The sequence below is a fragment of the Streptomyces sp. NPDC091287 genome (genome assembly GCF_044768525.1).
Taxonomy (GTDB): Bacteria; Actinomycetota; Actinomycetes; order Streptomycetales; family Streptomycetaceae; genus Streptomyces.
In genome coordinates, this window is record NZ_JBIVUV010000009.1 from 180,304 (window position 1) to 202,480 (window position 22,177).

22 protein-coding genes are annotated in these 22,177 nt (G+C 73.2%); 3 read left to right on the forward strand and 19 right to left on the reverse strand.

The features are described from left to right. Positions 1-147: 147 nt before the first annotated feature. The 13 genes from ACIQRW_RS17485 to ACIQRW_RS17545 all read right to left on the reverse strand — a co-directional run bounded on the left by ACIQRW_RS17485 (position 148) and on the right by ACIQRW_RS17545 (position 13,863). Positions 148-864, reverse strand: coding sequence for a class F sortase (locus ACIQRW_RS17485; RefSeq protein ID WP_403760705.1), 717 nt, complete (start codon positions 862-864; stop codon positions 148-150). 1 nt (position 865) lies between these two features. After that, positions 866-1,432: a hypothetical protein gene (locus ACIQRW_RS17490; protein WP_403760708.1), complete on the reverse strand. Its 567-nt coding sequence runs from the start codon at positions 1,430-1,432 to the stop codon at positions 866-868. A 141-nt stretch (positions 1,433-1,573) separates the two neighbouring features. Further along, the gene (locus ACIQRW_RS17495) at positions 1,574-2,428 is read right to left on the reverse strand and encodes an HAD-IIA family hydrolase (protein WP_403760711.1); all 855 of its coding nucleotides are present in this window, start codon (positions 2,426-2,428) and stop codon (positions 1,574-1,576) included. 74 nt (positions 2,429-2,502) lie between these two features. After that, complete coding sequence (locus ACIQRW_RS17500; protein ID WP_403760714.1) at positions 2,503-4,044, reverse strand: alkaline phosphatase family protein; 1,542 nt, start codon at positions 4,042-4,044, stop codon at positions 2,503-2,505. Between the two features lie 182 nt (positions 4,045-4,226). Further along, positions 4,227-5,276, reverse strand: a complete 1,050-nt coding sequence (locus ACIQRW_RS17505; RefSeq protein WP_403761060.1) for a 2-aminoethylphosphonate ABC transporter substrate-binding protein — start codon at positions 5,274-5,276, stop codon at positions 4,227-4,229. A 74-nt stretch (positions 5,277-5,350) separates the two neighbouring features. Beyond that, positions 5,351-6,148, reverse strand: coding sequence for an ABC transporter permease (locus ACIQRW_RS17510; protein WP_403760717.1), 798 nt, complete (start codon positions 6,146-6,148; stop codon positions 5,351-5,353). Next, the gene (locus ACIQRW_RS17515; protein ID WP_403760720.1) at positions 6,135-7,067 is read right to left on the reverse strand and encodes a 2-aminoethylphosphonate ABC transporter permease subunit; all 933 of its coding nucleotides are present in this window, start codon (positions 7,065-7,067) and stop codon (positions 6,135-6,137) included. The genes ACIQRW_RS17510 and ACIQRW_RS17515 overlap by 14 nt, the downstream gene beginning before the upstream one ends. Beyond that, on the reverse strand, positions 7,064-8,227 hold the full coding sequence (locus ACIQRW_RS17520) for an ABC transporter ATP-binding protein (protein WP_403760723.1): 1,164 nt from the start codon (positions 8,225-8,227) through the stop codon (positions 7,064-7,066). The genes ACIQRW_RS17515 and ACIQRW_RS17520 overlap by 4 nt, the downstream gene beginning before the upstream one ends. Next, the gene (locus tag ACIQRW_RS17525) at positions 8,224-9,000 is read right to left on the reverse strand and encodes an HAD family hydrolase (RefSeq protein ID WP_403760726.1); all 777 of its coding nucleotides are present in this window, start codon (positions 8,998-9,000) and stop codon (positions 8,224-8,226) included. The genes ACIQRW_RS17520 and ACIQRW_RS17525 overlap by 4 nt, the downstream gene beginning before the upstream one ends. A 5-nt stretch (positions 9,001-9,005) precedes the next feature. Next, positions 9,006-10,130 (reverse strand): TIGR03364 family FAD-dependent oxidoreductase, encoded by a 1,125-nt coding sequence (locus ACIQRW_RS17530; RefSeq protein ID WP_403760729.1) that lies wholly within the window; start codon positions 10,128-10,130, stop codon positions 9,006-9,008. A 140-nt stretch (positions 10,131-10,270) separates the two neighbouring features. Beyond that, entirely contained in the window at positions 10,271-11,041 is a 771-nt protein-coding gene (locus ACIQRW_RS17535) for a GntR family transcriptional regulator (protein WP_403760732.1), read from the reverse strand. A 58-nt stretch (positions 11,042-11,099) separates the two neighbouring features. After that, a complete protein-coding gene (locus tag ACIQRW_RS17540) occupies positions 11,100-12,485 on the reverse strand; it encodes a peptidase (RefSeq protein WP_403760735.1) in 1,386 nt (461 codons plus the stop codon). A gap of 229 nt (positions 12,486-12,714) precedes the next feature. Continuing rightward, entirely contained in the window at positions 12,715-13,863 is a 1,149-nt protein-coding gene (locus ACIQRW_RS17545; RefSeq protein ID WP_403760738.1) for an ROK family protein, read from the reverse strand. A gap of 73 nt (positions 13,864-13,936) precedes the next feature. On the opposite strand from ACIQRW_RS17545, the gene ACIQRW_RS17550 reads away from it, so the two are divergent. Further along, a complete protein-coding gene (locus ACIQRW_RS17550; RefSeq protein WP_403760740.1) occupies positions 13,937-15,067 on the forward strand; it encodes a Gfo/Idh/MocA family oxidoreductase in 1,131 nt (376 codons plus the stop codon). After that, positions 15,064-15,543, forward strand: a complete 480-nt coding sequence (locus ACIQRW_RS17555) for a heme-degrading domain-containing protein (protein ID WP_403760742.1) — start codon at positions 15,064-15,066, stop codon at positions 15,541-15,543. The genes ACIQRW_RS17550 and ACIQRW_RS17555 overlap by 4 nt, the downstream gene beginning before the upstream one ends. Before the next feature lie 126 nt (positions 15,544-15,669). On the opposite strand, the gene ACIQRW_RS17560 is transcribed toward ACIQRW_RS17555, so the two are convergent. From ACIQRW_RS17560 to ACIQRW_RS17585, 6 genes are all read right to left on the reverse strand, one after another. After that, a complete protein-coding gene (locus ACIQRW_RS17560) occupies positions 15,670-16,530 on the reverse strand; it encodes a fumarylacetoacetate hydrolase family protein (RefSeq protein WP_403760744.1) in 861 nt (286 codons plus the stop codon). Positions 16,531-16,667: 137 nt separating this feature from the next. Beyond that, positions 16,668-17,438 (reverse strand): YidC/Oxa1 family membrane protein insertase, encoded by a 771-nt coding sequence (locus ACIQRW_RS17565; RefSeq protein WP_403760747.1) that lies wholly within the window; start codon positions 17,436-17,438, stop codon positions 16,668-16,670. Between the two features lie 120 nt (positions 17,439-17,558). Next, positions 17,559-17,891 (reverse strand): DUF6412 domain-containing protein, encoded by a 333-nt coding sequence (locus ACIQRW_RS17570; protein WP_003968911.1) that lies wholly within the window; start codon positions 17,889-17,891, stop codon positions 17,559-17,561. Positions 17,892-18,055: 164 nt separating this feature from the next. Next, positions 18,056-19,624 carry a sodium:solute symporter gene (locus ACIQRW_RS17575; protein WP_403760750.1) on the reverse strand — a complete coding sequence of 523 codons (1,569 nt, stop codon included), beginning with the start codon at positions 19,622-19,624 and terminating at the stop codon, positions 18,056-18,058. After that, positions 19,621-19,818: a DUF3311 domain-containing protein gene (locus ACIQRW_RS17580; RefSeq protein WP_361328658.1), complete on the reverse strand. Its 198-nt coding sequence runs from the start codon at positions 19,816-19,818 to the stop codon at positions 19,621-19,623. The genes ACIQRW_RS17575 and ACIQRW_RS17580 overlap by 4 nt, the downstream gene beginning before the upstream one ends. Positions 19,819-19,853: 35 nt before the next feature. Beyond that, positions 19,854-20,621 (reverse strand): class E sortase, encoded by a 768-nt coding sequence (locus ACIQRW_RS17585; RefSeq protein WP_403760753.1) that lies wholly within the window; start codon positions 20,619-20,621, stop codon positions 19,854-19,856. 487 nt (positions 20,622-21,108) lie between these two features. Here ACIQRW_RS17585 and ACIQRW_RS17590 point away from each other — a divergent pair, with 487 nt between their 5' ends. Beyond that, the gene (locus ACIQRW_RS17590) at positions 21,109-22,113 is read left to right on the forward strand and encodes an SEC-C domain-containing protein (protein WP_403760756.1); all 1,005 of its coding nucleotides are present in this window, start codon (positions 21,109-21,111) and stop codon (positions 22,111-22,113) included. Positions 22,114-22,177 lie beyond the last annotated feature (64 nt).

A 22,177-nucleotide genomic window follows, 5' to 3' on the forward strand; every position in this document is an offset into this window, starting at 1 on the left:
ACCGGCCTCCCGTACCGCGCCGGGCGACTCCCGCGGCCGGGCGCACGCGGTCGAGGACCGGCCCGGCCCGCCCGCCCCGTGAGAGGCGGCGGGCCGGGCCGGGTTGACCGTGTCCTGCGTAACGCGTGGAGCACGTGGTGCGTCGGGTCAGCCGCGGCTTCCGTGGCCCACGGCCTGTACGCGCTCCCCGCCCTCCTCGGCCTCCTGCGCGCCGGTGAGGTAGGCGGAGACGACCACGTTCGCCGTGTAGGAGCGGGTTTCGTGGTCGTACGTTCCGCCGCAGGTGATCAGCCGCAGCTCGGCCCGGCCGTCCTCGCGGGGTCCGTACGCCTTCTGCGCGTCGAAGCGTGTCCGGGTGACGAGCTGGACGTCGTCCACGGTGAACTCCGCGACGCTGCCGTCGGTCCGGGTGACCTCGACGCGGGCGCCCGGCTTCACCGCGCTGAGCCCGTAGAAGACGGCCGGTTTGGTGTCGGTGTCGACGTGACCGACGAACAGGGCCGCGCCCTTCGCGCCGGGCAGGGTGCCGTCGCCGTACCAGCCGGCGGTCTTCGGCATGCCGTACGGGGGCGGGTCGATGGCCCCGTCCCGGTCGAGGCCGCGTGTGATGACGGGGGCCGAGATCCCCACGGAGGGGACCTCGACGCGTTCGGGGGCCGCCCCGTCGAGCGGGTCGTGGGCCGGGGGCAGCTCCGCCCCGAGGGGGCGGCCGACCGCGGCCACATCGCCGGTGGTGGGCCCGGACAGACCGCCGAGCCCGCCGCCGGCCTCCCGGCCCCAGATCCAGAGGCCGAGCAGCAGCACGGCCCAGGTCACTCCGGTGAGCAGTCGCCCGTTGCCTGCCGGGCGGTCCGGGGCTGCCATTTCAGCTGCCGGCCGGGCCGCGGCGCCGGCGCGAGCTGCGCAGGGCGACGGCGACGGCCGCGACGGCGGCGAGCACCAGACCGATCACCGTGTGCCGGGTGCCGGGGCCCTCGGCTTCGGTGGACCGTTGGGCGAGGGTGGCGGCGCCTCCGCCGCCCGCCTTGACGGGTGCGGCGGGCGAGGGGCGGTTGTGGTGGACGACGGTGAGGGTGCCGGTCGCCTTCCCCCGGCCGTCCTTGCACGTCACCCAGACGTCGTAGGAGCGGGGTTCGGCGTCGTCCCGGATCCGGGCCTCGGCGAAGAGGCCGTTGTCGTCGGCGGGGCGGAAGCGGGCCTCCGAGGAGAAGGCGTCGGAGTTGCCGGTCGCCTCGCGGCCCTTGCCACAGACGTCGACCCACAGCTCCACCTTCCTGCCGGGGGCGATGGTGGACGGGGTGACCGAGACGGTGCCGGTGCGCCGGTCGTCGTCACCGGCCGGGGCGGCCGGGGACGCCAGAGCGGCGGGTGCGGGCACGGCTATGAGCGCGGCCGCCGCTGCGGCACAGAACGTGAGGGGCATTGAACGCATCGTGAACCTCCTACGGGAAGGTTCACGCCTGCGGCTGCGGCCCGCATCCGCAGTCCTCCATTCGAGCGACGCCCGGGCGACGGTTCGGACGACGGTTCGGACGACTGCGAATGCGGTCCGCGCAGGTCAGCGGCTGTCCGGTTACGCGGACCGGCCCGCCTTGTCCGCCTTGCCGGCCTGGTCCGCCTGCTTGCCCTGGTCCACCTGGTCCGGCAGGTCGATGAGGTCCACCAGGTCGGCGATGGACTCGACGACGTGCGAGGGGCCGTACGGGTAGCGGTCGATGTCGGCGACGGACGTCAGCCCGGTGAGGACCAGGAAGGTCTGCATGCCCGCTTCCAGGCCCGCGAGTACGTCGGTGTCCATCCGGTCGCCGATCATGGCGCTGGTCTCGGAGTGCGCGCCGATGGCGTTGAGACCGGTCCGCATCATCAGGGGGTTCGGCTTGCCCGCGAAGTACGGGTCCTTGCCGGTGGCCTTGGTGATGAGGGCGGCGACCGAACCGGTGGCGGGCAGCGGGCCCTCGGCGGACGGGCCGGTCTCGTCGGGGTTGGTGCAGATGAAGCGGGCGCCCGCGTTGATCAGCCGGATCGCCTTGGTGAGCGCCTCGAAGCTGTACGTCCGGGTCTCGCCGAGCACCACGTAGTCCGGGTCGTGGTCGGTGAGGACGTACCCGATGTCGTGCAGGGCGGTGGTGAGACCGGCCTCGCCGATGACGTACGCCGTGCCGCCGGGGCGCTGGTCGTCGAGGAACTGGGCGGTGGCGAGCGCGGAGGTCCAGATGTTCTCCACGGGCACGTCCAGGCCCATGCGCTTCAGCCGGGCGTGCAGATCGCGCGCGGTGTAGATGGAGTTGTTGGTGAGGACGAGGAAGGGCAGCCCGGAATCCCGCAGCCGCTTGATGAAGGCATCGGCACCGGGGATGGGGGTGCCCTCGTGGATGAGGACGCCGTCCATGTCGGTGAGCCAGGATGAGATGGGCTTGCGCTCTGCCATGTGTCGGGACTCCTGCCGTACGCACTGCGTGCTGGGGGTGCCCGGACCACGCCGTCCCGGCACCCCCAGCATAATTAGGCGGCGGTGACTGTGACCCCGTCGATCACCCAGTACCAGTTGTTGCTGCCGGTGTAGTGGAACCGGAAGCTCACGTTGGCGGCCCCGGACGGGACGTCCAGGGTGAGCGCCTGGCGCTGGGAGATCACGTCGGACGTGTAGCGCTTCACCTCGACGGGCGTGCCGCCGTTCCAGGAGGCGAGGACGCGGGCGCTCTGGCTGCCCTCCTGCCGGTAGAGGGTGGTGAGGCCGAGCGTGACGGTCGACTTGCCGCCGACCGCGTACGCCGGGGTGACCAGCGTGGAGTCGTACGGGCCCGACGAGGCCTTGTCGTCCCACTCGTCGGAGTCGGCGACCGCGAAGATCCCGCGCGAGCGGACGTTCAGCTCACGGGACTGGTCGCGCTGGCTGCGGCTCCAGAACTCGTCGGTGGCGAAGGACCAGCCGCGCCACTCGGCCACGCCCCCGGTGCCCATCGCGGAGTTCACGACCGACCAGCCGCTGGGCGCGGTGTGGGTCCAGCCGAGGACGCCGGCCGGGATGCCGGTCTCGTCGGCGCGTGCGGCGAGGGAGGGGTACAGGGCCTCGAACGGGTCGGTGGAGCGTTCCTGGATCGGCTTGCCGTCCAGGCCCCAGGCGGGGTCGGGTGTGATGCCGAGCTGCTTGAAGACGGTGGCGGCGACGTCCACGAGGCGGGTGTCGGCGGGGCGGGCGCCGGCCACGATGCCGGGGCCCTGGGCGAGGACGAAGGTGCGTCGCTCCTCGATCGCACTGCCGCCGTGGCCGCCGGAGTCGGTGTGGCCGTGGTCGGTGGTGACGATGACGGTCCACCGCTCGCTGGCGTACGAGGGGCGGGCCCTGATCGCGGTCAGGAGGCGGCCGAGGTAGCCGTCCTGGACGTCGATCGCCGCGCGGTACGCGGCGCTGGCGGCACCGGAGTTGTGGCCGGCGATGTCGGTCTGGCCGAAGTAGACGAACAGGACGTCCGGGTTCTGGTTGCGGAGGATCGACTCGGTCTCGGCGGCGATGGTGGCGTCGTGGCCGGTGTAGCCGTCGGCGTCGCCGTCGAGGACGAGCTTGGCGTCGGCGCCCGGGGTGACCGTGCCCTGGGCGTCCAGGGGCTTCCAGTCGACGGCGGCGTAGGTCGAGAGCTGGGGGCGGATCTGGGCGAGGCGGGCGAGGAAGCCGGGGTATTTCCCGTAGTTCTTCCCGGCGAAGGAGTTGTCCTTGACGCCGTGCTTGTCGGGCCAGACGCCGGTGGAGATGGTCGACCAGCCGGGGCCGGAGGAGGTGGCGGCCATCGGGTTGGCGTACAGCAGTGAGGTGCCGTACGTCCCGTTCGCCATCATCGACTTGAGGTGCGGGGCCTTGGCGGCGGCGATGACGTCGTGGCGCAGCCCGTCCATGCCGACGACGAGCACCTTGTCCTTGCTGGTGCCGTCGGGGAGGGTCGGCGCGGCGTACGCGGGGGTGGCGGTGGCGAGGGGGCCGACGGCGGCGGCCGTGGCCGCGGCGGCGGTGGTGGCGAGCACGGAGCGGCGGGACAGGGACCGGGACACGTGATCCTCCAGGGAGGGGGCGGGTCGGACGGGGCTGGGCGCGAACTGCCTTCGTGAACTGCCTTCTGGACCTTCTGGGCTTACTGGGCTTACTGGGCTTTCTGGACCAGACCCGTTACCTTCGCGAGACAATCGGGCCGAGTCCAGACCTTCGCAGGAATCCGTGGCGGAGAGGTGGCCGGTCAGCTTCCGGTGGCCGACTTCCAGGCGTCGATGTACGTGTCCAGGTTGGCGCCGATGTCCGCCCAGTCGGGCTCGAAGATCTCCACGCCCTCCATCAGCCGGGCCAGTTCGACGGCGTTGGCGTCGGTGGCCTCTATGTCCTTGCGGGCGGCGAAGCCCCCGCCGACCGTGCTGACGTCGCGCTGGGCCTGCTCGGAGAGCATGAAGTCGAGCAGCTTCTTGCCGTTCTCGCTGTGCGGGCCCTTGGCGACGAGGCCGGCCGCGTACGGCAGAGCGAAGCTGCTGGGCTTCCCGTCGCCCTTGGCGGGGAACCAGATGCCGAGGTTGGGCATGTCCTTGGACTGGGCGAAGTTCATCTGGACGTCCCCGTTGGCGGCGAGGAGTTCCCCCTTGTCGACCTTGGGGGCGAGCTTTCCGGTGGAGGCGGACGGGCCGACGTTGTTCGTCTGGAGCTTCTTCAGGTACGCCATGGCCGGCTCCTGCCCGCCGAAGTCGTGCATCGCCTTGATGAGGACGGCGGTGCCGTCGCCCGCGACGCCGGGCGTGGAGTACTGGACCTTCTCCTTGTACGCGGGGTCGAGCAGGTCCTCCCAGGTCCGGGGCGGGCTCTTCAGCTCCTTCTTGTTGTGGATGAACCCGAAGTAGTTGTTGACGACGGAGGTCCACTTCCCGTCGGCCGCCCGGTCGGCGCCGTCGACCTGCTCGGCGCCCTTCGGCTCGTACGCCGTGAGGAGGCCCTTGGCGTCGGCCTGCTGGATGAAGGGCGGCAGGGTGACGAGCACGTCGGCCTGGGTGTTGGACTTCTCGCGGACGGCGCGCTGCACCATCTCGCCGGAGCCGCCCTCCACGTACTTCACCTCGATACCGGTCTTCTTCTCGAAGTCCTTGAAGACCTTGTCGTACCAGCCGTCGCCGTTCTCGCCCTTGAGGCCGTCGGCGCTGTAGACGGTGACGGACTTCTCGTCGGACGCGGCGGAGGAGCCGCCGCAGGCGGTGAGGGTGACGGCGGCGAGGCCGGCCATGGGGAGGGCGAGGGCACGGGCAGGCATGCGGTTGCGGTTGCGGTTGCGGTTGCGGTTGCGGTTGCGCATGGGTTTCTCCAGGGAGGAGTACGGGGCGGGGATCAGCGGTAGGAGGCGCGGGTCCGGATGCGGGAGACGGCGGCCAGGACGAGGAGCGTCGTCGCCATCAGGACCACGGCGAGGGCGGCGCCGGTGAAGAGCGAGCCCCGGTCGGTGGCGGCGAAGATCTGCACCGGCAGCGGGGTCCAGTCCGGTGGGTAGAGCATCATCGTGGCGCTCAGCTCCCCCATGGACAGGGCGAAGCAGAGCCCGGCGGCCGAGGTGAGCGAGGGCAGCAGGAGAGGCAGCCGGATCCGCCACAGGACCCGGGCGGGGCTCGCCCCGAGGCCGGCGGCGGCCTGTTCGTACATCGGGTCCAGACGGCGTACGGCGGCGGAGACCGACTGGTACGCGAACGCGGTGACGAGGACGGTGTGGGCGAGGATCACGATCCAGCGCGTCCCGTTGAGCAGCACGGGCGGCTGACTGTAGGCCACCAGCACCGCGAGGCCGACGACCACCGAGGGCACGGCGACCGGCAGGATGAACAGGGCGTCCAGGAGCCGCTTTCCGCGCTTGCGGAGAGACGCGGCGGCGAGAGCGGCCCAGCCACCCAGGGTGAGCGCCAGCACGCTCGCGGCCACGGCCGTGACCAGGCTGGTGGTCAGCGCCTGGAGGGAGTCGCCGCTCGTCGCGGCGGAGTAGCGCTCGACGGTGGGTCCGGAGGGGAAGGCGCCGGACCAGTTCGTGGCGAGGGACGCGGCGAGGATGACGAGCAGGGGCACCGCGAACAGCGGGACGAAGAGGAGGAGGAAGACGGCCCAGGTGGCCCACTTCCCGGCCCGGCTATGCACCAGCACGACGGCTCACCACCCGGTAGAGGCTGTAGAGGCCCACGGAGATCGCGATGTTGACGACGGCGACGACGCAGGCGGCCGGGTAGTCCGACTCCAGGATCGCCTTGCTGTAGACGAGCATCGGCAGCGTCGTGACGTCCTTCGCCCCGGTGAACAGGACGATCCCGAACTCGTTGAGGCACATCACCAGGACGAGACTGCCGCCCGCCGCGAGGGCCGGGAGCGCCTCGGGCAGGATGACCTGCCGGATGATCCGGACGGGCCCGGCGCCGAGCGAGGAGGCGACCTCCAGCTGCCCGGTGTCGAGCTGGGAGAACGCGGCGAGCAGCGGGCGCATCACGAACGGCGTGAAGTAGGTGATCTCGGCGAGCAGGACGCCCCAGGGGGTGGTCAGGAAGTGGAAGGGCCCCTCGGCCGCCCCGGTGACGTCGGTCCAGAGTCCGTTGGCCATCCCGACGGACCCGTAGATGAACAGCAGGGCCAGGGTGATGAGGAAGGACGGGAAGGAGAGGAACACGTCGACGAACCGGGCGACCGCCTTCCCGCCGGGGAACGGGACGAACGCGATGACCAGCGCGAGGACGAACCCGAGGACGAGGCATCCCACGGTCGAGCCGACGGCGAGCCACACCGTGGTGGTGAGCGCGTCGCGGAAGACCTCGGAGGCGAAGACGTCGGCGTACGGGTCGAGCGAGACGCCGCCCTCGTCGGGGGTGACGGACTGCTGGACGACGAGGGCCAGCGGGTAGAGGAACGCGAGCGTGAGGACGGCGACGGGCGGCAGCGCCCAGACCCAGGTGGGGACGGAGCGGGACCGTGCGGGGGCGGGGCCGGCGGCCGGTTCGACGGGGGTCCGGGGGGCGGCTGTGCCGGTGGCGGTGACCCCGGTGCCGGTGGTGCCGGTGGTGGTGGTTGTGGTCATGGGCCGACTCCCGCCGGCTCGCTCGCTCCGGCCGTTCCCGCCGACTCGCTCGCTCCGGCCGTTCCCGCCGGGAGCAGCACCGCGTCCTCGGCCGCGAAGTGGAGGGTGACCGGGTCGCCGAGGGCCGGGGGCTCGCGCAGTTCACGGAGGTCGGCCATGAGGCGGTGGCCGTCCACGTCGGCGTGGACGCGGTGGGTGGAGCCGCGCCACTGGACCTCGGTGACGCTGCCGGTGAGCGCGTTGGGCCCGTCGCCGAGGCCGACCAGGTGCGGCCGGACGCAGAGGGTCGCGGTGGCTCCGGGAGCGGCGGTGTCGGTGGGGGTGGCGAGCGCGTGGCCGCCGAACTCGACGGCTCCCGCACCGGTGACCGTGACCGGGAGGAGGTTGGCGTTGCCGACGAACGAGGCGGTGAACTCGGTGCGCGGGCGGCGGTAGAGCTCCTGGGGGGTGCCGCAGTCCTGGAGCCGGGCCCGGTCCATGACGGCGATCCGGTCGGCGAGGGTGAGGGCCTCGACCTGGTCGTGGGTGACGTACAGGATCGAGACGTCCGGCAACTCCCGGTGCAGCCGGGCCAGTTCGGCGAGCATCCCGGAGCGGAGCCGGGCGTCGAGGGCGGAGAGCGGTTCGTCGAGGAGCAGGACGCCGGGGCGGATGGCGAGCGCGCGGGCGATGGCGACGCGCTGCTGCTGGCCGCCGGAGAGTTCGCGCGGGTGGCGCTCCGCGTACGCGGCCATGCCGACGAGTTCGAGGGCCTCGGTGACCCGGCCGGGGATCTCGGCCTTCGGGGTGCGGTGGGCCTTCAGCCCGAAGGCCACGTTGTCCTTGACCTTGAGGTGCGGGAAAAGGGCGTAACTCTGGACGACCATGCCGATGCCGCGCCGGTGCGGGGGCAGGGCGGTGACGTCCCGGCCGCCGAGGAACACCCGCCCGGAGGCGGGCCGGACGAACCCGGCGACGGCCCGCAGGGCGGTGGTCTTGCCCGAGCCGGACGGCCCGAGGAGGGCCATCACCTCGCCGGGTTCGACGGTGAGGTCGAGCCGGTCGAGGACGACGTTCCTGCCGTAGGCGACGGTGACGCCCTCGAAGCGGATGCCGCTGGGGGCGGCGGGGGCGGCCCGGCCGGGGCCGCGCCCACCGGCGGCGGGGGCCGGGGCGCTCACGCCTCGGCCCGCGCGATGAGGTCGGGCAGCTCGGCGACGGACCCGAGCACGTGGGTCGCGCCGTGCCGGGTGAGCTGGTCCCTGTCGTGGGCGCCGGTGAGGACCCCGGCGACGATCCCGGCGCCGGAGCGTACGCCGCTGAGCATGTCGTACGAGGTGTCGCCGGCCACCACGGTCCGCCGGACGTCGTCCACGGCTCCGGTGCGCAGGAAGGCGGCCAGCACCATGTCCGGGAAGGGCCGGCCCCGGCCCCCCGCGTCGGCGGGGCAGAGGGTGAGCGGGACGAGGTCCTGCCAGCCGAGGGCGGCGAGGATGGCGTCCTGGGTGGTGCGGGCGAACCCGGTGGTCAGGACGACGGTGCGGCCCTCGGACGCGAGCCGTTCGACGGCCTCGCGGGCGCCGGGGACCGGGGCGATGCGGCCGCCGTCGACGAGTTCCGCGTACGCCTCCTCGAAGGCGATGTTGGCCTGCTGGGCCTTGGCCTCGCCGCGTTCGGCGTCGTCGCCCTCCGCGCTCTCCTCGCCGTGCTCACCGTGCTCGCCGACCTCGCCGGCGAAGAGGTGCCGGAAGACTGTGATCTTGGATTCGCCCATGGTGGCGCGTACGTAGGCGAGTTGACGGGCGTGCTCGTCGGATCCGGGGCGCACGCCGAGGCGTTGGGCCGCCGCGGAGAAGGCCTGCTCGACGAGGCCGCCGTCGGCGACGGTGGTGCCGGCCATGTCGAGGACGACGAGGCGGTAGGGGTCGCGCGTGATGTCGGTCGGGGAAGTCATGTGGTTCACCAGCCCAGTTGGTCTGCGGTCGTTTCGGCGATGGCGGGCGAGCAGGTCATGCCGCGCCCGCCGGGCCCGGTGACGAGCCAGACCCCGTCGCGCACCTGCTGCCGGTGGACGACGCGCGAGGTGTCGGTGCACTGGGCGTAGACGCCCGCCCAGCGGTGGCGGACGCGTGGCAGGGGGCGCCCGAGGAAGGACTCGACGACCCGGGTGAGGTGCTCGTAGGGCTCCTCGACGGTGTCGAAGGCGAAGGGGTGCTCGTACTCGTGGGTGTCGCCGATGGTCAGCCCGCCGTCGCGGCGCTGCACCATGAGGAGCTGCATGCGGTGCTCGGCGGCGACCGGCTCCTGGGCCTGTCCGGCGTTGAGGGCGTCGAGTGCCTCGCCCCGGTAGGCGGGGTAGTAGCGGAAGCTGTCGGCGTCGGCGACGGAGGTGGTGAGCGGTTCGCCGAGCGGGTCGGTCTGCATCATCTGGAGGCGGACGCGGCGCACGGGCAGCTCGGGCCCGGCGAGTTCCCGGACCAGCCCGCCGAGCCAGGCGCCGGTCGCGAGGATCACGGCGTCACCGGTGTGGACGTCGCCGTGGTCGTCGCGCACGGAGGCGGTCCCGACGACGTCACGCACCTCACGGCCGCCGAGATAGGTGTACCGGCCGGAGGCCAGCAGGTGTTCCTTCAGGGCGAGTTGCGCGGTGCGGGGTTCGACCGCCGCGTCCCGCTCGCACCACAGGGCGGCGGTGAACGCGCCGCGCAGGGCGGGGTTGAGCGCCCGGGCCTCACCGGCGGTGAGCAGCTTGTAGCCGCGCGCCGCCGCGTCGGGCCGGGCGACGGCCGCCTCGGCGACGGCGACCTCGCGTGCGGTGCGCAGCGGGGTGAGCGAACCGCAGGCCCGGAAGCCGAGTCCGGGCACCCGCTCCCCGACGGCCTCCCACAGCTCGCGGGCGCGCAGGGCCGTCTCCAGCTCCTCGCCGCCGGCCCGGCCGCTGATCCATATCTGTCCGAAATTGCGGAGCGATGCCCCGCGCGCCTCGCTCTCGCGCTCGATCTGTACGACCTCGTGGCCGCGGCTGACTGCGTGCCAGGCGTGCATGGTTCCCACCACGCCGGCTCCTACGACGATGACTCTCACGACGGCCACGCTCCTCGGGACGGGTGTCCCGCACGCGTCCGTTCACCGACGGGACGGTGAACGACCTCGCAAGTTTGGACCAGACCCGTTACCTTGTCGTGATCTTGGGGGCTGTGTGGTGCAACAGGCAACGGCCCCTCTCAGCTCCGCTCCTCGCCTCGCAGACGGGCGGAGAAGGAGAAGCGGTCGCCCCGGAACAGGGTCCGCACGCGCTCCAGCGGCCGGCCGTCGGCGTCCCGGGAGAGCCGGTGGATCAGGAGCATCGGCAGGGCGGGCGGGGTCCCGATGAGCAGGGCCTCGCGGGGGGTCGCGAGTACGGTCTCGATCCGCTCGTCGGCGTCGCCGAAGGCGATCTGGAGGCGGTCGCGGAGGTAGGCGTAGAAGGAGGAGTCCGGGTCGAACTCCGTGTCCAGGTCCGGGACGCGGGCGACACCGACGTACGTGCTCTCCAGGCCGACGCGTTCGTCGTCGGCGAGCAGCACCCGCTCCAGGTGCCAGACCGGCTCGCCCCGCTCCACCGCTATCTCGGCGGCGAGCGCCTCGGGGCAGGGGAAGCGGTCCAGGCCGATGAGGTGGCGGCCGGGCCGACGGCCCTGGCGGCGGACGCCCTCGGTGTAGCTGGCCAGCGAGAGCGGCTGCTCCAGCTTGGGCCCGGCGACGACCGTGCCGCGCCCCTGCCGGCGCAGCCGCCCTTCCAGGAGGAGTTCGCGCAGGGCCTGGCGGACGGTCTCGCGCGCGACCTCGTGCCGCTGGGCGAGCTCCCGCTCGGTGGGCAGGAGCCCGCCCTCGCCCAACTCGTCCAGCAGCACCGCGATACGGGCCTTGACCGCGTAGTACTTCGGGATGCGGCCGTGCTCGGGGATGCCGGAGCGGATCGGTGCGCCAGGTGCCTGGTCGTTCGGGTAGTCCACGGCCCGATGGTTGCAGACGCGGGTGAACAGGCGGCGTTACGGGCTCCGCCGCGGCCGGTCAGTCCGTGGTGCGGCGGGCCCGGCGGGCATACCGCAGCAGGACGACCCCGCCGAGCAGGAGCGCCCCGGCGGCGGCCCCGGTCCAGGCCAGTGACTCCGGTCCGGTGCGGGCGAGTTCGGGGAGCGGGCGGCCCAGGCCGTCGCGGGGCGGGCGTCCGGGGTGGTGGTCCTCGTCGGCACCCCTGCCCTCCTCCCCGGTTCCGGGGCGGGTCGGCGGCCGGGGGCCGGGGTCGCGGTCCGGGGACGGGTCCCGGCCGGTGCCGGGGTCCGTGCGGGCGTCGTCGCCGGGGTCGGTGCGGGCGTCGTCGCCGGGGTCGGTGCGGGCGTCGTCGCCGGGGTCGGTGCGGGTGCCGTCGCCCGGGTCCGTGCGGGTGCCGTCGCCCGGGTCGGTGCGGGTGCCGTCGCCCGGGTCGGTGCGTTCCGGGTCGGTGCGTTCCGGGTCGGTGCGTTCCGGGTCGGTGCGTTCCGGGTCGGTGCGTTCCGGGTCGCGGTGTTCCCCGTCGGTGTGTTCCGGGTCGGGGTGTTCCGACCGGGGGCTCTCCGGCTGCGGGTGCTCGGACCGGGGCTGTTCCGGTTCGCGGATGCCGCCCGTGGCGCCGTCGACGATCACGAAGGGGTAGTCCTCGGACTCCCCCACCCATTCGCCGTCCTCGCGCCCGCCGCCCTTGGCCTTGTCCAGGTGGCGGCGCTGGACGACGGCGGCGTGGGCGGTGACCGGGCCGGGGGCGGTGTCGGAGGTGAAGGCCATCCGGACGCGCACGGAGACGGTTGCGCCGGCGGGAACGGTGAACCCGAGGAACGCCTCACCGGAGCCGTCGACGCCGGAGCCATCGGCATCGGCATCGGGGCGTGTGTCTGTGTCTGTGCCACTCGATGTCCCCGCCTCGCCTTCTTCCCCGCCCTCCGCCTTCTCGCGCCGGTCGCCCCGCTCGCCGCCGAAGACACCGATCTGCTCGTCGCGGTCGGTGCTCTCCCAGGTGACCCGGTGTTCGACCCCGGGGCGGCCGGGCTCGGAGAACTCCAGCTGGATCTGGTCCGACGTCAGCCTGCGGTCGCGGTCGGCGAGGACGAGGACCGGGTGCAGGGCCCGACAGGACGTGTCGGTGGTGTTGGTGAGGTCGAGGAACCAGGTGCCGTAGCCGCCCCCGGAGGCGTATCTGTCCGGGGCGTCCTGAATCCGGGTTTCGATGGGGAAGTCCTTGGCCTTCGGGTCACCGCAGACGGGCTGCTGGTCGGCGGTTAAGGAGGCGGGGGCGGGCGCGGCCGTCAGGGCGGCGGCCTGCGGGCCGCCCAGGAGCGCGGCGGGCACCGTGATCCCGGCGGCCAGCCCGAGGGCGGCGAGCGCACGGGCGTCACGCAGCCGTGCGCAGGAGGTGGGGGGCATGGGGGTCACCCTTCACTGCTCGCGGACGACCGGGGCGGGGGCCTCGGTGGTGGCCTCCGACACCACCACGCGCGCGCGGACTCAGAGAGTCGACATGCCGACTTGATTCATAGGATCACCCGACTGCGCCTCCGTCTCGCTCCCTGCCTCGTTCCCTACCTTGTTCCTGCCCTGTTCCCTGCTCTGTTCCCTGCCCTGTTCCCCCGCTTTGTTCCCTCACCTGACTCCCCTACCTGGCCCCCGGCCCGCTGCCCCACTCCCTGCCCGGCCCGCTCCCGACCCGCCCGAACACCGGCGCGAGCACCAGTTGCGCCGCGCCCTCCGCGACCGGCCGGTCGCCGCCCCGGGCGACCGTGACGGTCACGCCCGCGCCCGCCCCGCCGCGCGCGGCTCGCTCCTCGATCACGGCCCGCACGCCCCGTACGTACGCGTCCTCGTCGGCGGCCACCAACCTGCCGCCCAGGACCACCCGGTCGATGCCGAGCAGGCCGACCAGGTTCGCCGCGCCCGCGCCCAGGACCCGGGCGGCCTCCCCCCGGTCGCCGCGCGCCTCGGCGGCCAGGCACAGCGCCTCGATGCAGCCGCGTCCGCCGCAGCCGCAGAGCGGGCCGTCCAACTGGAGGGTCTGGTGGCCGAATTCGCCCGCCCCCGTCCGCGCGCCCCGGTGCACCTCGCCGCCGAGGACCAGGCCCGCGCCTAGCCCCGTACCGAGGTGGAGGTAGGCGAAGTCGCCGCGCGGCTCGTCGAGCGAGAGGGCCAGGGCGAGGGCGGCGGCGTTGGTGTCCTTGTCCAGCACCACCGGCAGCCCGGTCCGTTCGGCCAGGGCGGCGCGCAGCGGGTATCCGTCCCACTGCGGGAACCCGGTGACCCGGCGCAGCACGCCGTCCCGGTGGTCCAGCGGACCGGGCACGGCGACGCCGACGCCGAGCACCGGTTTGTGCGGTTCGGCCGCGCACAGGTCCCGTACCGCGTCCGCCGCGTCCGCGAGGACCCGGTCCGCCGGAGCGCCGAGGTCGAGCGGCGCGCGGGTGACCGCGACCGGCCGGCCCGCGAGGTCGACGAGGACGGCGGTGAGCCCGTCGCGGTCCAGGTGCAGCCCGACGGCGAACTGTGCGTCGGGAACCAGCCGCAGCACGGTGCGCGGCTTGCCGCCGGTGGAAGGGCGCAGGCCCGCGCCGACGGCGAGCCCGTCCTCCCGCAGCCGGGCGGTGATCTTGCTGACGGCCTGCGGGGTGAGGCCGGTGCCCTCGGCCAGCTCCAGCCTGCTGATGCCCTCCGCCCCGGCGGCCCGCAGCAGGTCCAGCACCAGCGCGGCGTTGTGGTGGCGCAGGGCCGGCAGACCCACCCCGGCCTGGGCCTTCGTGCGGCTCCCGTTCACGGTTCGCTCCTCTTCACCGCCCCATTGTGCCGGTCGCTTGCACTTTGGCAACAGCGTTGCTTAAGTGGATCGCATGACCCCCAACGCCTCCGACGCCCCCCTCCGCGTCGCCCTCGTCGGCTACGGCCTGGCCGGCTCCGTCTTCCACGCCCCGCTGGTCTCCGCGACCGACGGACTGGTCCTCGACACGGTCGTCACGTCGAACGAGGAGCGCCGGGCCGAGGCCCTCGCCGCGTTCCCCGACGTCCGCCTCGCCGCCTCGCCGGACGAGCTGTGGGAGCGCGCCGACGAGCTGGACCTCGTCGTGATCGCCACCCCGAACCGGACGCACGTCCCGCTGGCGACGGCCGCGCTGAAGGCCGGGCTGCCGGTGGTCGTGGACAAGCCGGTCGCCGGGACGGCCGCCGAGGCGCGCGAGCTCGCGGCTCTCGCCGAGGAGCGCGGGCTGCTGCTCTCGGTCTTCCAGAACCGCCGCTGGGACAACGACTTCCGCACGCTCGCCGGGCTGATCGCCGACGGCGAGCTGGGCGACGTGCAGCGCTTCGAGTCCCGTTTCGAGCGCTGGCGGCCGCAGCCGAAGGGCGGCTGGCGCGAGTCGGGCGACCCGGAGGAGATCGGCGGTCTGCTGTACGACCTGGGCAGCCATGTCGTCGACCAGGCGCTGGTGCTGTTCGGCCCGGCGGTCCAGGTGTACGCCGAGTCCGACGTACGGCGTCCCGGCGCGGCGGCGGACGACGACACCTTCATCGCGATCACCCACGCCAACGGGGTCCGCACGCATCTGTACGTCAGCGCCACCACGGCCCAGCTCGGCCCGCGCTTCCGGGTGCTGGGGTCGAAGGCGGGCTATGTGAAGTACGGCCTGGACCCGCAGGAGGCGGCCCTGCGCGAGGGCCTGCGCCCGGCGGCCGGTGAGCCGTGGGGCGAGGAGGCGGAGGAGCTGTGGGGCCGCCTCGGCTCCGGCGAGTCCCCGCTGACCGGCGGCGGCGCCCCGGTCCGTACGCTGCCCGGCGACTACCCCGCGTACTACGCCGCCGTCGCCGCCGCCGTACGCGGCACCGGCCACAACCCGGTCACCGCGTTGCAGGCGGCCGCCGCGCTGGACGTCCTGGAGGCCGCGCGCCGCTCGGCGCGCGAAGGCGTCTCCGTCACCCTCCTCCCCCACCACGACGAGGACCAGCAGGCGAAGGAGCAGCGCGCATGAGCACCATCTCCCCCACCATCTCCGAGCTGATCGCCCAGGAGCGCCGGCTCACCCTCCCGCACTTCTCCTACGACGACGCGTTCGCGCTCGGCAGCCTGCTGGTCGCGCTGGCCAGGGAGCGGCACGCACCGGTCGCGATCGATATCCGGCGCGGCGCGCAGCAGCTCTTCCACGCGGCGCTGCCCGGCTCCAGCGCGGACAACGACGCGTGGATCGACCGCAAGCGCAAGGTCGTCGAGCGGTACGGCGAGAGCTCGTACCTGGTGGGCACCCGGTTCCGGGCGAAGGGCACCACGTTCGAGGAGTCCTCGCGCCTGGACCCGGACACGTACGCGGCGCACGGCGGTTCGTTCCCGATCGCGGTGGAGGGCGCGGGCGTGATCGGCACGGTCACGGTGTCCGGGCTGCCGCAGGCCGAGGACCACGCGATGGTGGTCGAGGCGCTGGAGCGGTTCGCGGCGACGCCGGAGGCCTGAGGAGCGTACGTACGACGCCGGAGGCCTGAGGAGCGTACAGAGGAGCGTACGTACGGGGTCGGGGGCCTGAGGAGTGTTACGTACGGGGCCGGGGGCGCGGTCACAGCGCCCCCGGCCCGCTCGGGCTTACGCCCCCTTCAGCTCCTGCCGCTGCCGGCCGAGCCCCTCCACCTCCAGCTCCACCACATCGCCCGCCCTCAGGTACGGCTTCGGTTCGGGCTGCCCCATCGCGACCCCGGCGGGCGTACCGGTGTTGATCACGTCGCCCGGGTAGAGCGTCATGAAGTGACTGAGGTAGCGGACGACCTCGCCGACCGGGAAGATCTGTTCGGCCGTGGTGCCGTTCTGCTTCAGCTCGCCGTTGACCCAGAGCCGCAGCGGCAGGGCCTGCGGGTCGGGCACCTCGTCGGCGGTGACCAGCCAGGGCCCCAGCGGGTTGAACGTCTCGCAGTTCTTGCCCTTGTCCCAGGTGCCGCCGCGCTCGATCTGGAACTCGCGCTCCGAGACGTCGTGCGCCGTCGCGTACCCGGCGACGTGCGCGAGGCCCTCCTCGGCCGTCTTTAGGTACCGGGCGGTGCGCCCAATGACGACGGCCAGCTCGACCTCCCAGTCGGTCTTGCGGCTGCCGCGCGGCACCAGGACCGTGTCGTCGGGCCCGACGACGGTGTCGGGGGCCTTGAAGAACAGGATCGGCTCCGCCGGGATCTCCGCACCCGTCTCGGCGGCGTGGTCGTGGTAGTTCAGCCCGATGCACACGATCTTGCCGATGCGCCCGAGCGGCGGGCCGATCCGCAGCCCCGTCGCGTCCAGGGCGGGCAGCACGCCGGGCGCCCCGGCAGCCGCCCGTACCCGGGCGAGCGCGGAGGCGTCGGCGAGCAGCTCGCCGTCGATGTCGGGGACGATCCCCGACAGATCACGCAGAGTCCCGTCGCGGTCGAGAAGTGCGGGGCGCTCGGCGCCCGCCGTACCGACTCGAAGCAGCTTCAACGGTCCAACTCCTCTTGGTCGAGGTGGTGGCCCTCCGGCGGGTTGCGGCCGACGGAGGACTTGGTCGATCGTCCAAGAGATGCGATCACTCCGCAAGACCTCGTTCACACACTGGACCGGCGCGGTGGGCGGGCCGATTACGCCGCCGTGGCCATGGCGCTGTCGGCGACCGGCATGTCGCGGTACAGCCAGGCCCGCTCGACGGCGGTCCAGGTGGTCGTGGTGACGACGTACAGGGCGGCGGCCAGCGGCACGACGGCCACGGTGATCAGCGTGAAGAACGACATCAGCGGCATCACCTTCGCCATCGCGCCCATGCCGGGCACGGCCTGTCCGTCCGGGCCCGCGGCGGGCGTCATCGGGTTGGCGGCCAGCTGCCGCTTGGTGCGTCCGTAGTTGAACGTGGCGACGGCGGTGACGATCGCGAAGAGCCCCAGGTAGACCCAGCCCTGGCCGCCGAACACGCCGCCGTGCGCGAGCGCGTCGTGCCAGCGCCCGCCGAGCGGCGCGCCGAGCAGGTCGTGGCTGAGCAGCGCGTTGGGCTCGCCGCCGATGGAGCTGCTGGAGAACAGGTGGTAGAGCAGGAAGAACGCGGGCATCTGGAGCAGGCTCGGCAGGCAGCCGGAGAGCGGCGACACCTTCTCGGCGGCGTGCAGCTCCATGATCGCCTTCTGCATCCGCTCCGGGTTCTTGCCGTGCTTCTTGCGGAGTTCGGCGATCTGCGGCTGGAGCCGGCTGCGGGCCTTCTGCCCGCGTGCGGCGGCCCGCGACAGGGGGTGGACGGCCAGCCGGACGAGCGCGGTGAACAGGACGATCGCGGCGGCGGTGGACGCGGTCTGGAAGAACGGCTGGAGCAGGTCGGCGAGGGAGCCGACCAGGCTCGCGAAAGCGGACATGAAGGCGGACATGGGTGAGCCCTCCGGGGGTCTCGTCGTGCCGGGAGGTACCTGCGAGGAGGTACGGGGTGATCACTCGGCATGACGACCGGCGCGGGGGCACCGCACGTGCGGGAAGAGGTGCGGGGTTCGCTACGCGGCGGCCGTCAGGAGGGCGTGCCCAGGTGCTCGGGGCCGCGTTCGGCCCCGGGCGTCGGGGTCGCGTTGCGGGAGGAACGCGGTGCGCTTCTCCCGGTCCCTGATGGCCGTACGGACCCGGGTGCGGGGCACCGGGGACGCGCAGCGGGCGCTGATGACGGAGCAGGCGAGGAGCGCGGATCCGGCGGCAGCGGTGGCGGCGAGCGCGACGGCCGCGGAGAGGCTGCCGCCCTCGGCGAGGAGGACCTCGGTGAGGAAGAGGACGAGGAGCCCGGCGGGCCGGAGCAGCCGGGCGAAGGCGCGGCGCAGGGCGTTGGCATCCCGCACGGTGCGCACCTCCTGCCCTTGGTAAGGCTCATTCCTGCCGTACGAAGACGCGTACGGCACTCCGTTCGTTATACACGATGATCGGCTTCACCCCGGGTCGGCGGCGCATTGGCCCCGGTCGTCGGCTCGCTCCTCCCGGTCGGTCATCGGCGTACTCGTCCCGGTCATCGGCGTACTCGTCCCGATCCGTCGGCGTATTCGTCCCGGTCGTCGGCGTATCCGTCCCGGTCGTCGGCGTATCCGTCCCGGTCGTCGGCCAGTACCTCGGCGTCGGGCCGCGGATCCGTGTCGGGGGGCCCGGCGAGGGTGACGGCGAGTGCGACGGCCAGATTGGCGGCGAGGGCGACGAGCCCGGCGTTGACGCCGCCCACCGGATCGTTCCCGCTGAAGACGAGGGCACAGACCACCGCGACGCCGACGATCAGCCCGCTGAACGCGCCCCGGAAGGTGAGCCGCCGCCAGACGAGGGCGAGCAGCACCATCGGCAGGAGCTGCGCCATCCCCTCGTACGAGATGAGGGAGAGGCGTACGAGGGTGTTGGGGGCGGTGTACGTGAGGAGCAGCGCGAGTGAGCCGGCGACGACCACGACCACCTGGGCGGCGGATTTCTGCCGCTCGGCGAAGCGCGGCACGAGCGACAGCACGCTGCGCCCCCACATCGTCCCGATGACCAGCATGAACACGGCCATGGGCACGATGGAGGAGAGGGCGGCGGCGACCCCGATGACGCCGACGGCCCAGGCGGGCAGCGCATCGACGACCAGCTTGAAGAGCGCGAGGTTCGACTCCGCGCCGGCCAGCCCCGGCACCACGAACAGGGCGGCGAGGCCGAGCAGCATCGGGACGAAGAGCAGGACGTTGTACGCGGGCAGGTACATGGCGTTACGGCGCAGCGCGTCCGCGTTCCGGGCCCCGAGGTATCCGGCGACGGTGGTCGGGAAGATGACGACGGTCAGCGAGTTCAGGAACGTGGTGCTGATGAACCACAGCTCCCCGAACCCGCTGCCGCCCCCGTCCCCGCTCCCGCCGCCCCCGTGTCCCGGCAGGGTCAGCCAGTCGCTCTTCTCGGTGACGAGCCGGTCGAGGAAGGGCCCGTACCCGTCGAAGTAGTGGAGCGGGACGTACAGCGCGAGGAACCCGAGGGTGGCGATGACCAGGACGTCCTTCAGCACGGACACCCAGGCGCTGCCGCGCAGCCCGCTGACCACGACGAAGCCGGTGGTGACGGCGAACGCGACGAAGTAGGCCCAGTTCAGGCTGACGGTCCCGTAGGAGATGACGGAGAGGACCACCCCCATGCCGGTGATCTGGAGCTGGATGTACGGCAGCAGGAAGACGGTGGCCAGCACCGCGACCACCGCGCCGAGCCAGGGCCGGCCGAAGCGGTGGGCGACCATGTCGGTGATCCCGACGAGGCCGTGCCGGCGGGCGTACCCCCAGAGCATCGGCCCGACGACGTACCCGATCGCGTAGCCGCACGACATGTACGCGACGACGTACAGCACGGGCGCCCCGTAGTTGTAGCCCCAGCCCGCGGCCCCCAGATAGCTGAAGCTGGTGTAGCCCTCGCCCGCCATCAGCACCCAGATGAAGACGGGGCCCAGACTCCGCCCGCCCACGGACCACTCGGCGAGCCCGCCGCCCTTACCGCGCCCGCGCAGGGCGAGGAGGCCGAGGGCGACGGTGGCGACCATGAAGACGGCGAAGACGGCGGTGGCGACGACGGCGTTCACCGGCGGTCCCCTCTCCGCGCGAGCCACACGGCGACGGGGGTGAGGAGGGTCGCCCCGAGGAGCCACACGAAGAGGAAGGGCACGCCGAACACGAGGGGGGTGACCCGGTTCACGAACGGCAGCGCACCGAGATACAGGACATAGGGGACGAGCAGCCACAGCAGCTGGGGGCGTCGTCTGATCACTCCGAACACCCGGGGACCCTACTCCCGCCCGCCCGGGGTCTCCGTCACCGCGGGCGCATCGAGGTGAGCTTCCCCCAGACGATGAGCCGGTAGCGGGAGCTGAACTCGGGGGTGCAGGTGGTCAGCGTGAGGTAGTAGCCGGGCGCGCTGTAGCCGACGGAGGTCGTGATGTTGCTGCGCGGCACGGGCGCGATGACCCCGCTGTCCGAAGGCGCGGTCCGCGCGAGGCGTTTGCCGACGGTGTACGTGTAGACGGCGTCCCGGGTCTCGACGGTGATCCGGTCGCCGCTCCGCAGCCGGTCGATGCGCCGGAAGGGTTCGCCGTGGGTGTTGCGGTGTCCGGCGAGCGCGAAGTTCCCGGCCTGCCCGGCCTGCGCGGTGCGGGCGTAGTGCCCGACGTACCCCCGGTCGAGCACCCCGCCCTTGCTGGTGCCCTCGGCGACGGGGGCGGTGAGCCCGATCCGGGGGATGCGCAGCACGGCGTACGCCTGGTCCCAGCGGGGCGCGGCCCGGGGACGCGCAGAGGCCTCGGACGCCGCCGGGCCGGCCGGCGCGGCCCCGGCCCCGCTGCCGGAGGCCGAAGGACGGGGGCTCCCCTCCCCCGCCCGGTCGTCGACGACGGCCAGCTCCTCCCACTCCCGCTGGAGGCTCCGCACGGTGCGCCCGGCCTCGGCGCGGGCCTCGCGGTTGGTCCACCACAGCTGGTGGGCGACGAGGAGCAGCAGCACGACACCGAGGGTCACGACGAGCTCGGCCGACACCCACAGCCCCCGGGCGAGGAGCCGCGACGCACCACCGCCACGGCTTCGCACGACCGACAGCATCCGGACCCCCCGTACGCGTGGAAGTCCACGCCCATGCCGATGTCCCCGCCCCCACCTCCGTCCCTGTCCCCGTCCCTGTCCCCGTCCCCGCCCCTGTCCCCGTCCCTGTCCCCGCACAGCACCCCGCTCCCGCAGCACCGACGCCACCTCCCCGCTCCGCCTTCCTCGGCGCGCACGGCTCCGCGCAGCCCCACAGCGTGCTCCCCGCGAGCCGTACAGGTCCCGCACGGACCGTACGGACGCCGCACGGACGCCGTACGGACCGTACGGATGCCGCACGGGCCGTACGGACGCCGCACGCCATGCACGAGCCCCGCAGCCGGCGCGCACGGCCCCGCACACGACGCCGTACGGGCATGGCGCGCACGATAGGGGCAAACCTCACAACTCTCCAGACTTCTCCCCCTTCTCATCCCCCCTTCTCATCCCCGCCCTCTCCTCCACGCCGCAGCCGTCCGGCAGTACCGTGTGGTCCATGCGCCCCGACACGCCTGCCGACCACACCACCGAAGCCGAGCGTCTGCTCCGCACCGCGGCGCAGTACCCCGAGGACCACGAACCGCTGATCCTCCAGGCCGCGGCCCACCTGGAGCTCGCGGGCGACCGCGCCCGCGCGAGCACGCTCTACGACGACCTGCTCGGGGCCCCCGAGGCCACCGTCGACAACCCGCACCTGATCAAGTCCCTGAAGGCGGCCAACCTCTGGGAGTACGGCCACGAGGCCGAGGCCCGGGCGATCATCGACGGCATCCGTGCCGCGGGCCCGTTGGACGCGGCGCCGTGGCAGGTGGCCGCGGAGACCCTGGAGGCGCATGACGAGCTGGAGTCGGCGCACGACTTCCTCTCGACCGCGCTGACCCTGCTGCTGGCCCCCGGCGAGGAGGTCCCGTACGCCGTCCAGTCCCTGCTGACCGGCCGCCACCGGGTGCGCAGGCTGATGGGCCTGGACCACGACGCCTGGGACGAGCTGGCCGGCGAGCTGCACACGGCCCCGGTCCCCCTGGACGAACTCCACGACCCCAAGCGCCTGTGGTCGCTGGGCTCCTCGGACCCGGTCGAGCTGAAGGCCGAGATCACCCGCCTCCGCGCGGAGCTGGGCACCTACCGCACGGCGCTCTCCCGCCCGTTCCCGGTCGCCGTCCTGCACTGGCCCGAGGACGAACTGCGTGAACTGCTCACCGCTTACCCGGCGTTGACCGAGGAGTACGTGGACCGCGCCACGCACCTGGACCGCCTGGAGACCGCGCTCCGGGACCTCCACGCGGCGGGCACCCCGAACCTGGGCATCGTCACGGGCACGGTCCCCTCGTACGAGGCGTTCGCCGCCTCCGAAGCCGCGTCCCCGGCCGACCCGGGCCTCCTCCCCCAGTACGCCACCACCCTCGCCGCCCGGGGCCGCGCCACCCCCTGGCCCCCGTCCCGCACGGCCGCCTGCTGGTGCGGCAGCGGGGAGACCTACGGGCGGTGCCACGGGGTGTGAGCCCCGTGTTCGACGGCTGCGGCCCGGAACCGCGCACGACCGGTGCGGGTTCCGGGCCGCGTCG

What these genes read in the sequence shown, in the direction of transcription:
- ACIQRW_RS17565 (WP_403760747.1), bottom strand. Translation starts at nt 17,438, where the DNA reads ATGTCCGCCTTCATGTCCGCTTTCGCGAGCCTGGTCGGCTCCCTCGCC.
- ACIQRW_RS17540 (WP_403760735.1), bottom strand. Translation starts at nt 12,485, where the DNA reads ATGCCCCCCACCTCCTGCGCACGGCTGCGTGACGCCCGTGCGCTCGCC.
- ACIQRW_RS17495 (WP_403760711.1), bottom strand. Translation starts at nt 2,428, where the DNA reads ATGGCAGAGCGCAAGCCCATCTCATCCTGGCTCACCGACATGGACGGC.
- ACIQRW_RS17490 (WP_403760708.1), bottom strand. Translation starts at nt 1,432, where the DNA reads ATGCGTTCAATGCCCCTCACGTTCTGTGCCGCAGCGGCGGCCGCGCTC.
- ACIQRW_RS17485 (WP_403760705.1), bottom strand. Translation starts at nt 864, where the DNA reads ATGGCAGCCCCGGACCGCCCGGCAGGCAACGGGCGACTGCTCACCGGA.
- ACIQRW_RS17590 (WP_403760756.1), top strand. Translation starts at nt 21,109, where the DNA reads ATGCGCCCCGACACGCCTGCCGACCACACCACCGAAGCCGAGCGTCTG.
- ACIQRW_RS17505 (WP_403761060.1), bottom strand. Translation starts at nt 5,276, where the DNA reads ATGCCTGCCCGTGCCCTCGCCCTCCCCATGGCCGGCCTCGCCGCCGTC.
- ACIQRW_RS17515 (WP_403760720.1), bottom strand. Translation starts at nt 7,067, where the DNA reads ATGACCACAACCACCACCACCGGCACCACCGGCACCGGGGTCACCGCC.
- ACIQRW_RS17555 (WP_403760742.1), top strand. Translation starts at nt 15,064, where the DNA reads ATGAGCACCATCTCCCCCACCATCTCCGAGCTGATCGCCCAGGAGCGC.
- ACIQRW_RS17525 (WP_403760726.1), bottom strand. Translation starts at nt 9,000, where the DNA reads ATGACTTCCCCGACCGACATCACGCGCGACCCCTACCGCCTCGTCGTC.
- ACIQRW_RS17550 (WP_403760740.1), top strand. Translation starts at nt 13,937, where the DNA reads ATGACCCCCAACGCCTCCGACGCCCCCCTCCGCGTCGCCCTCGTCGGC.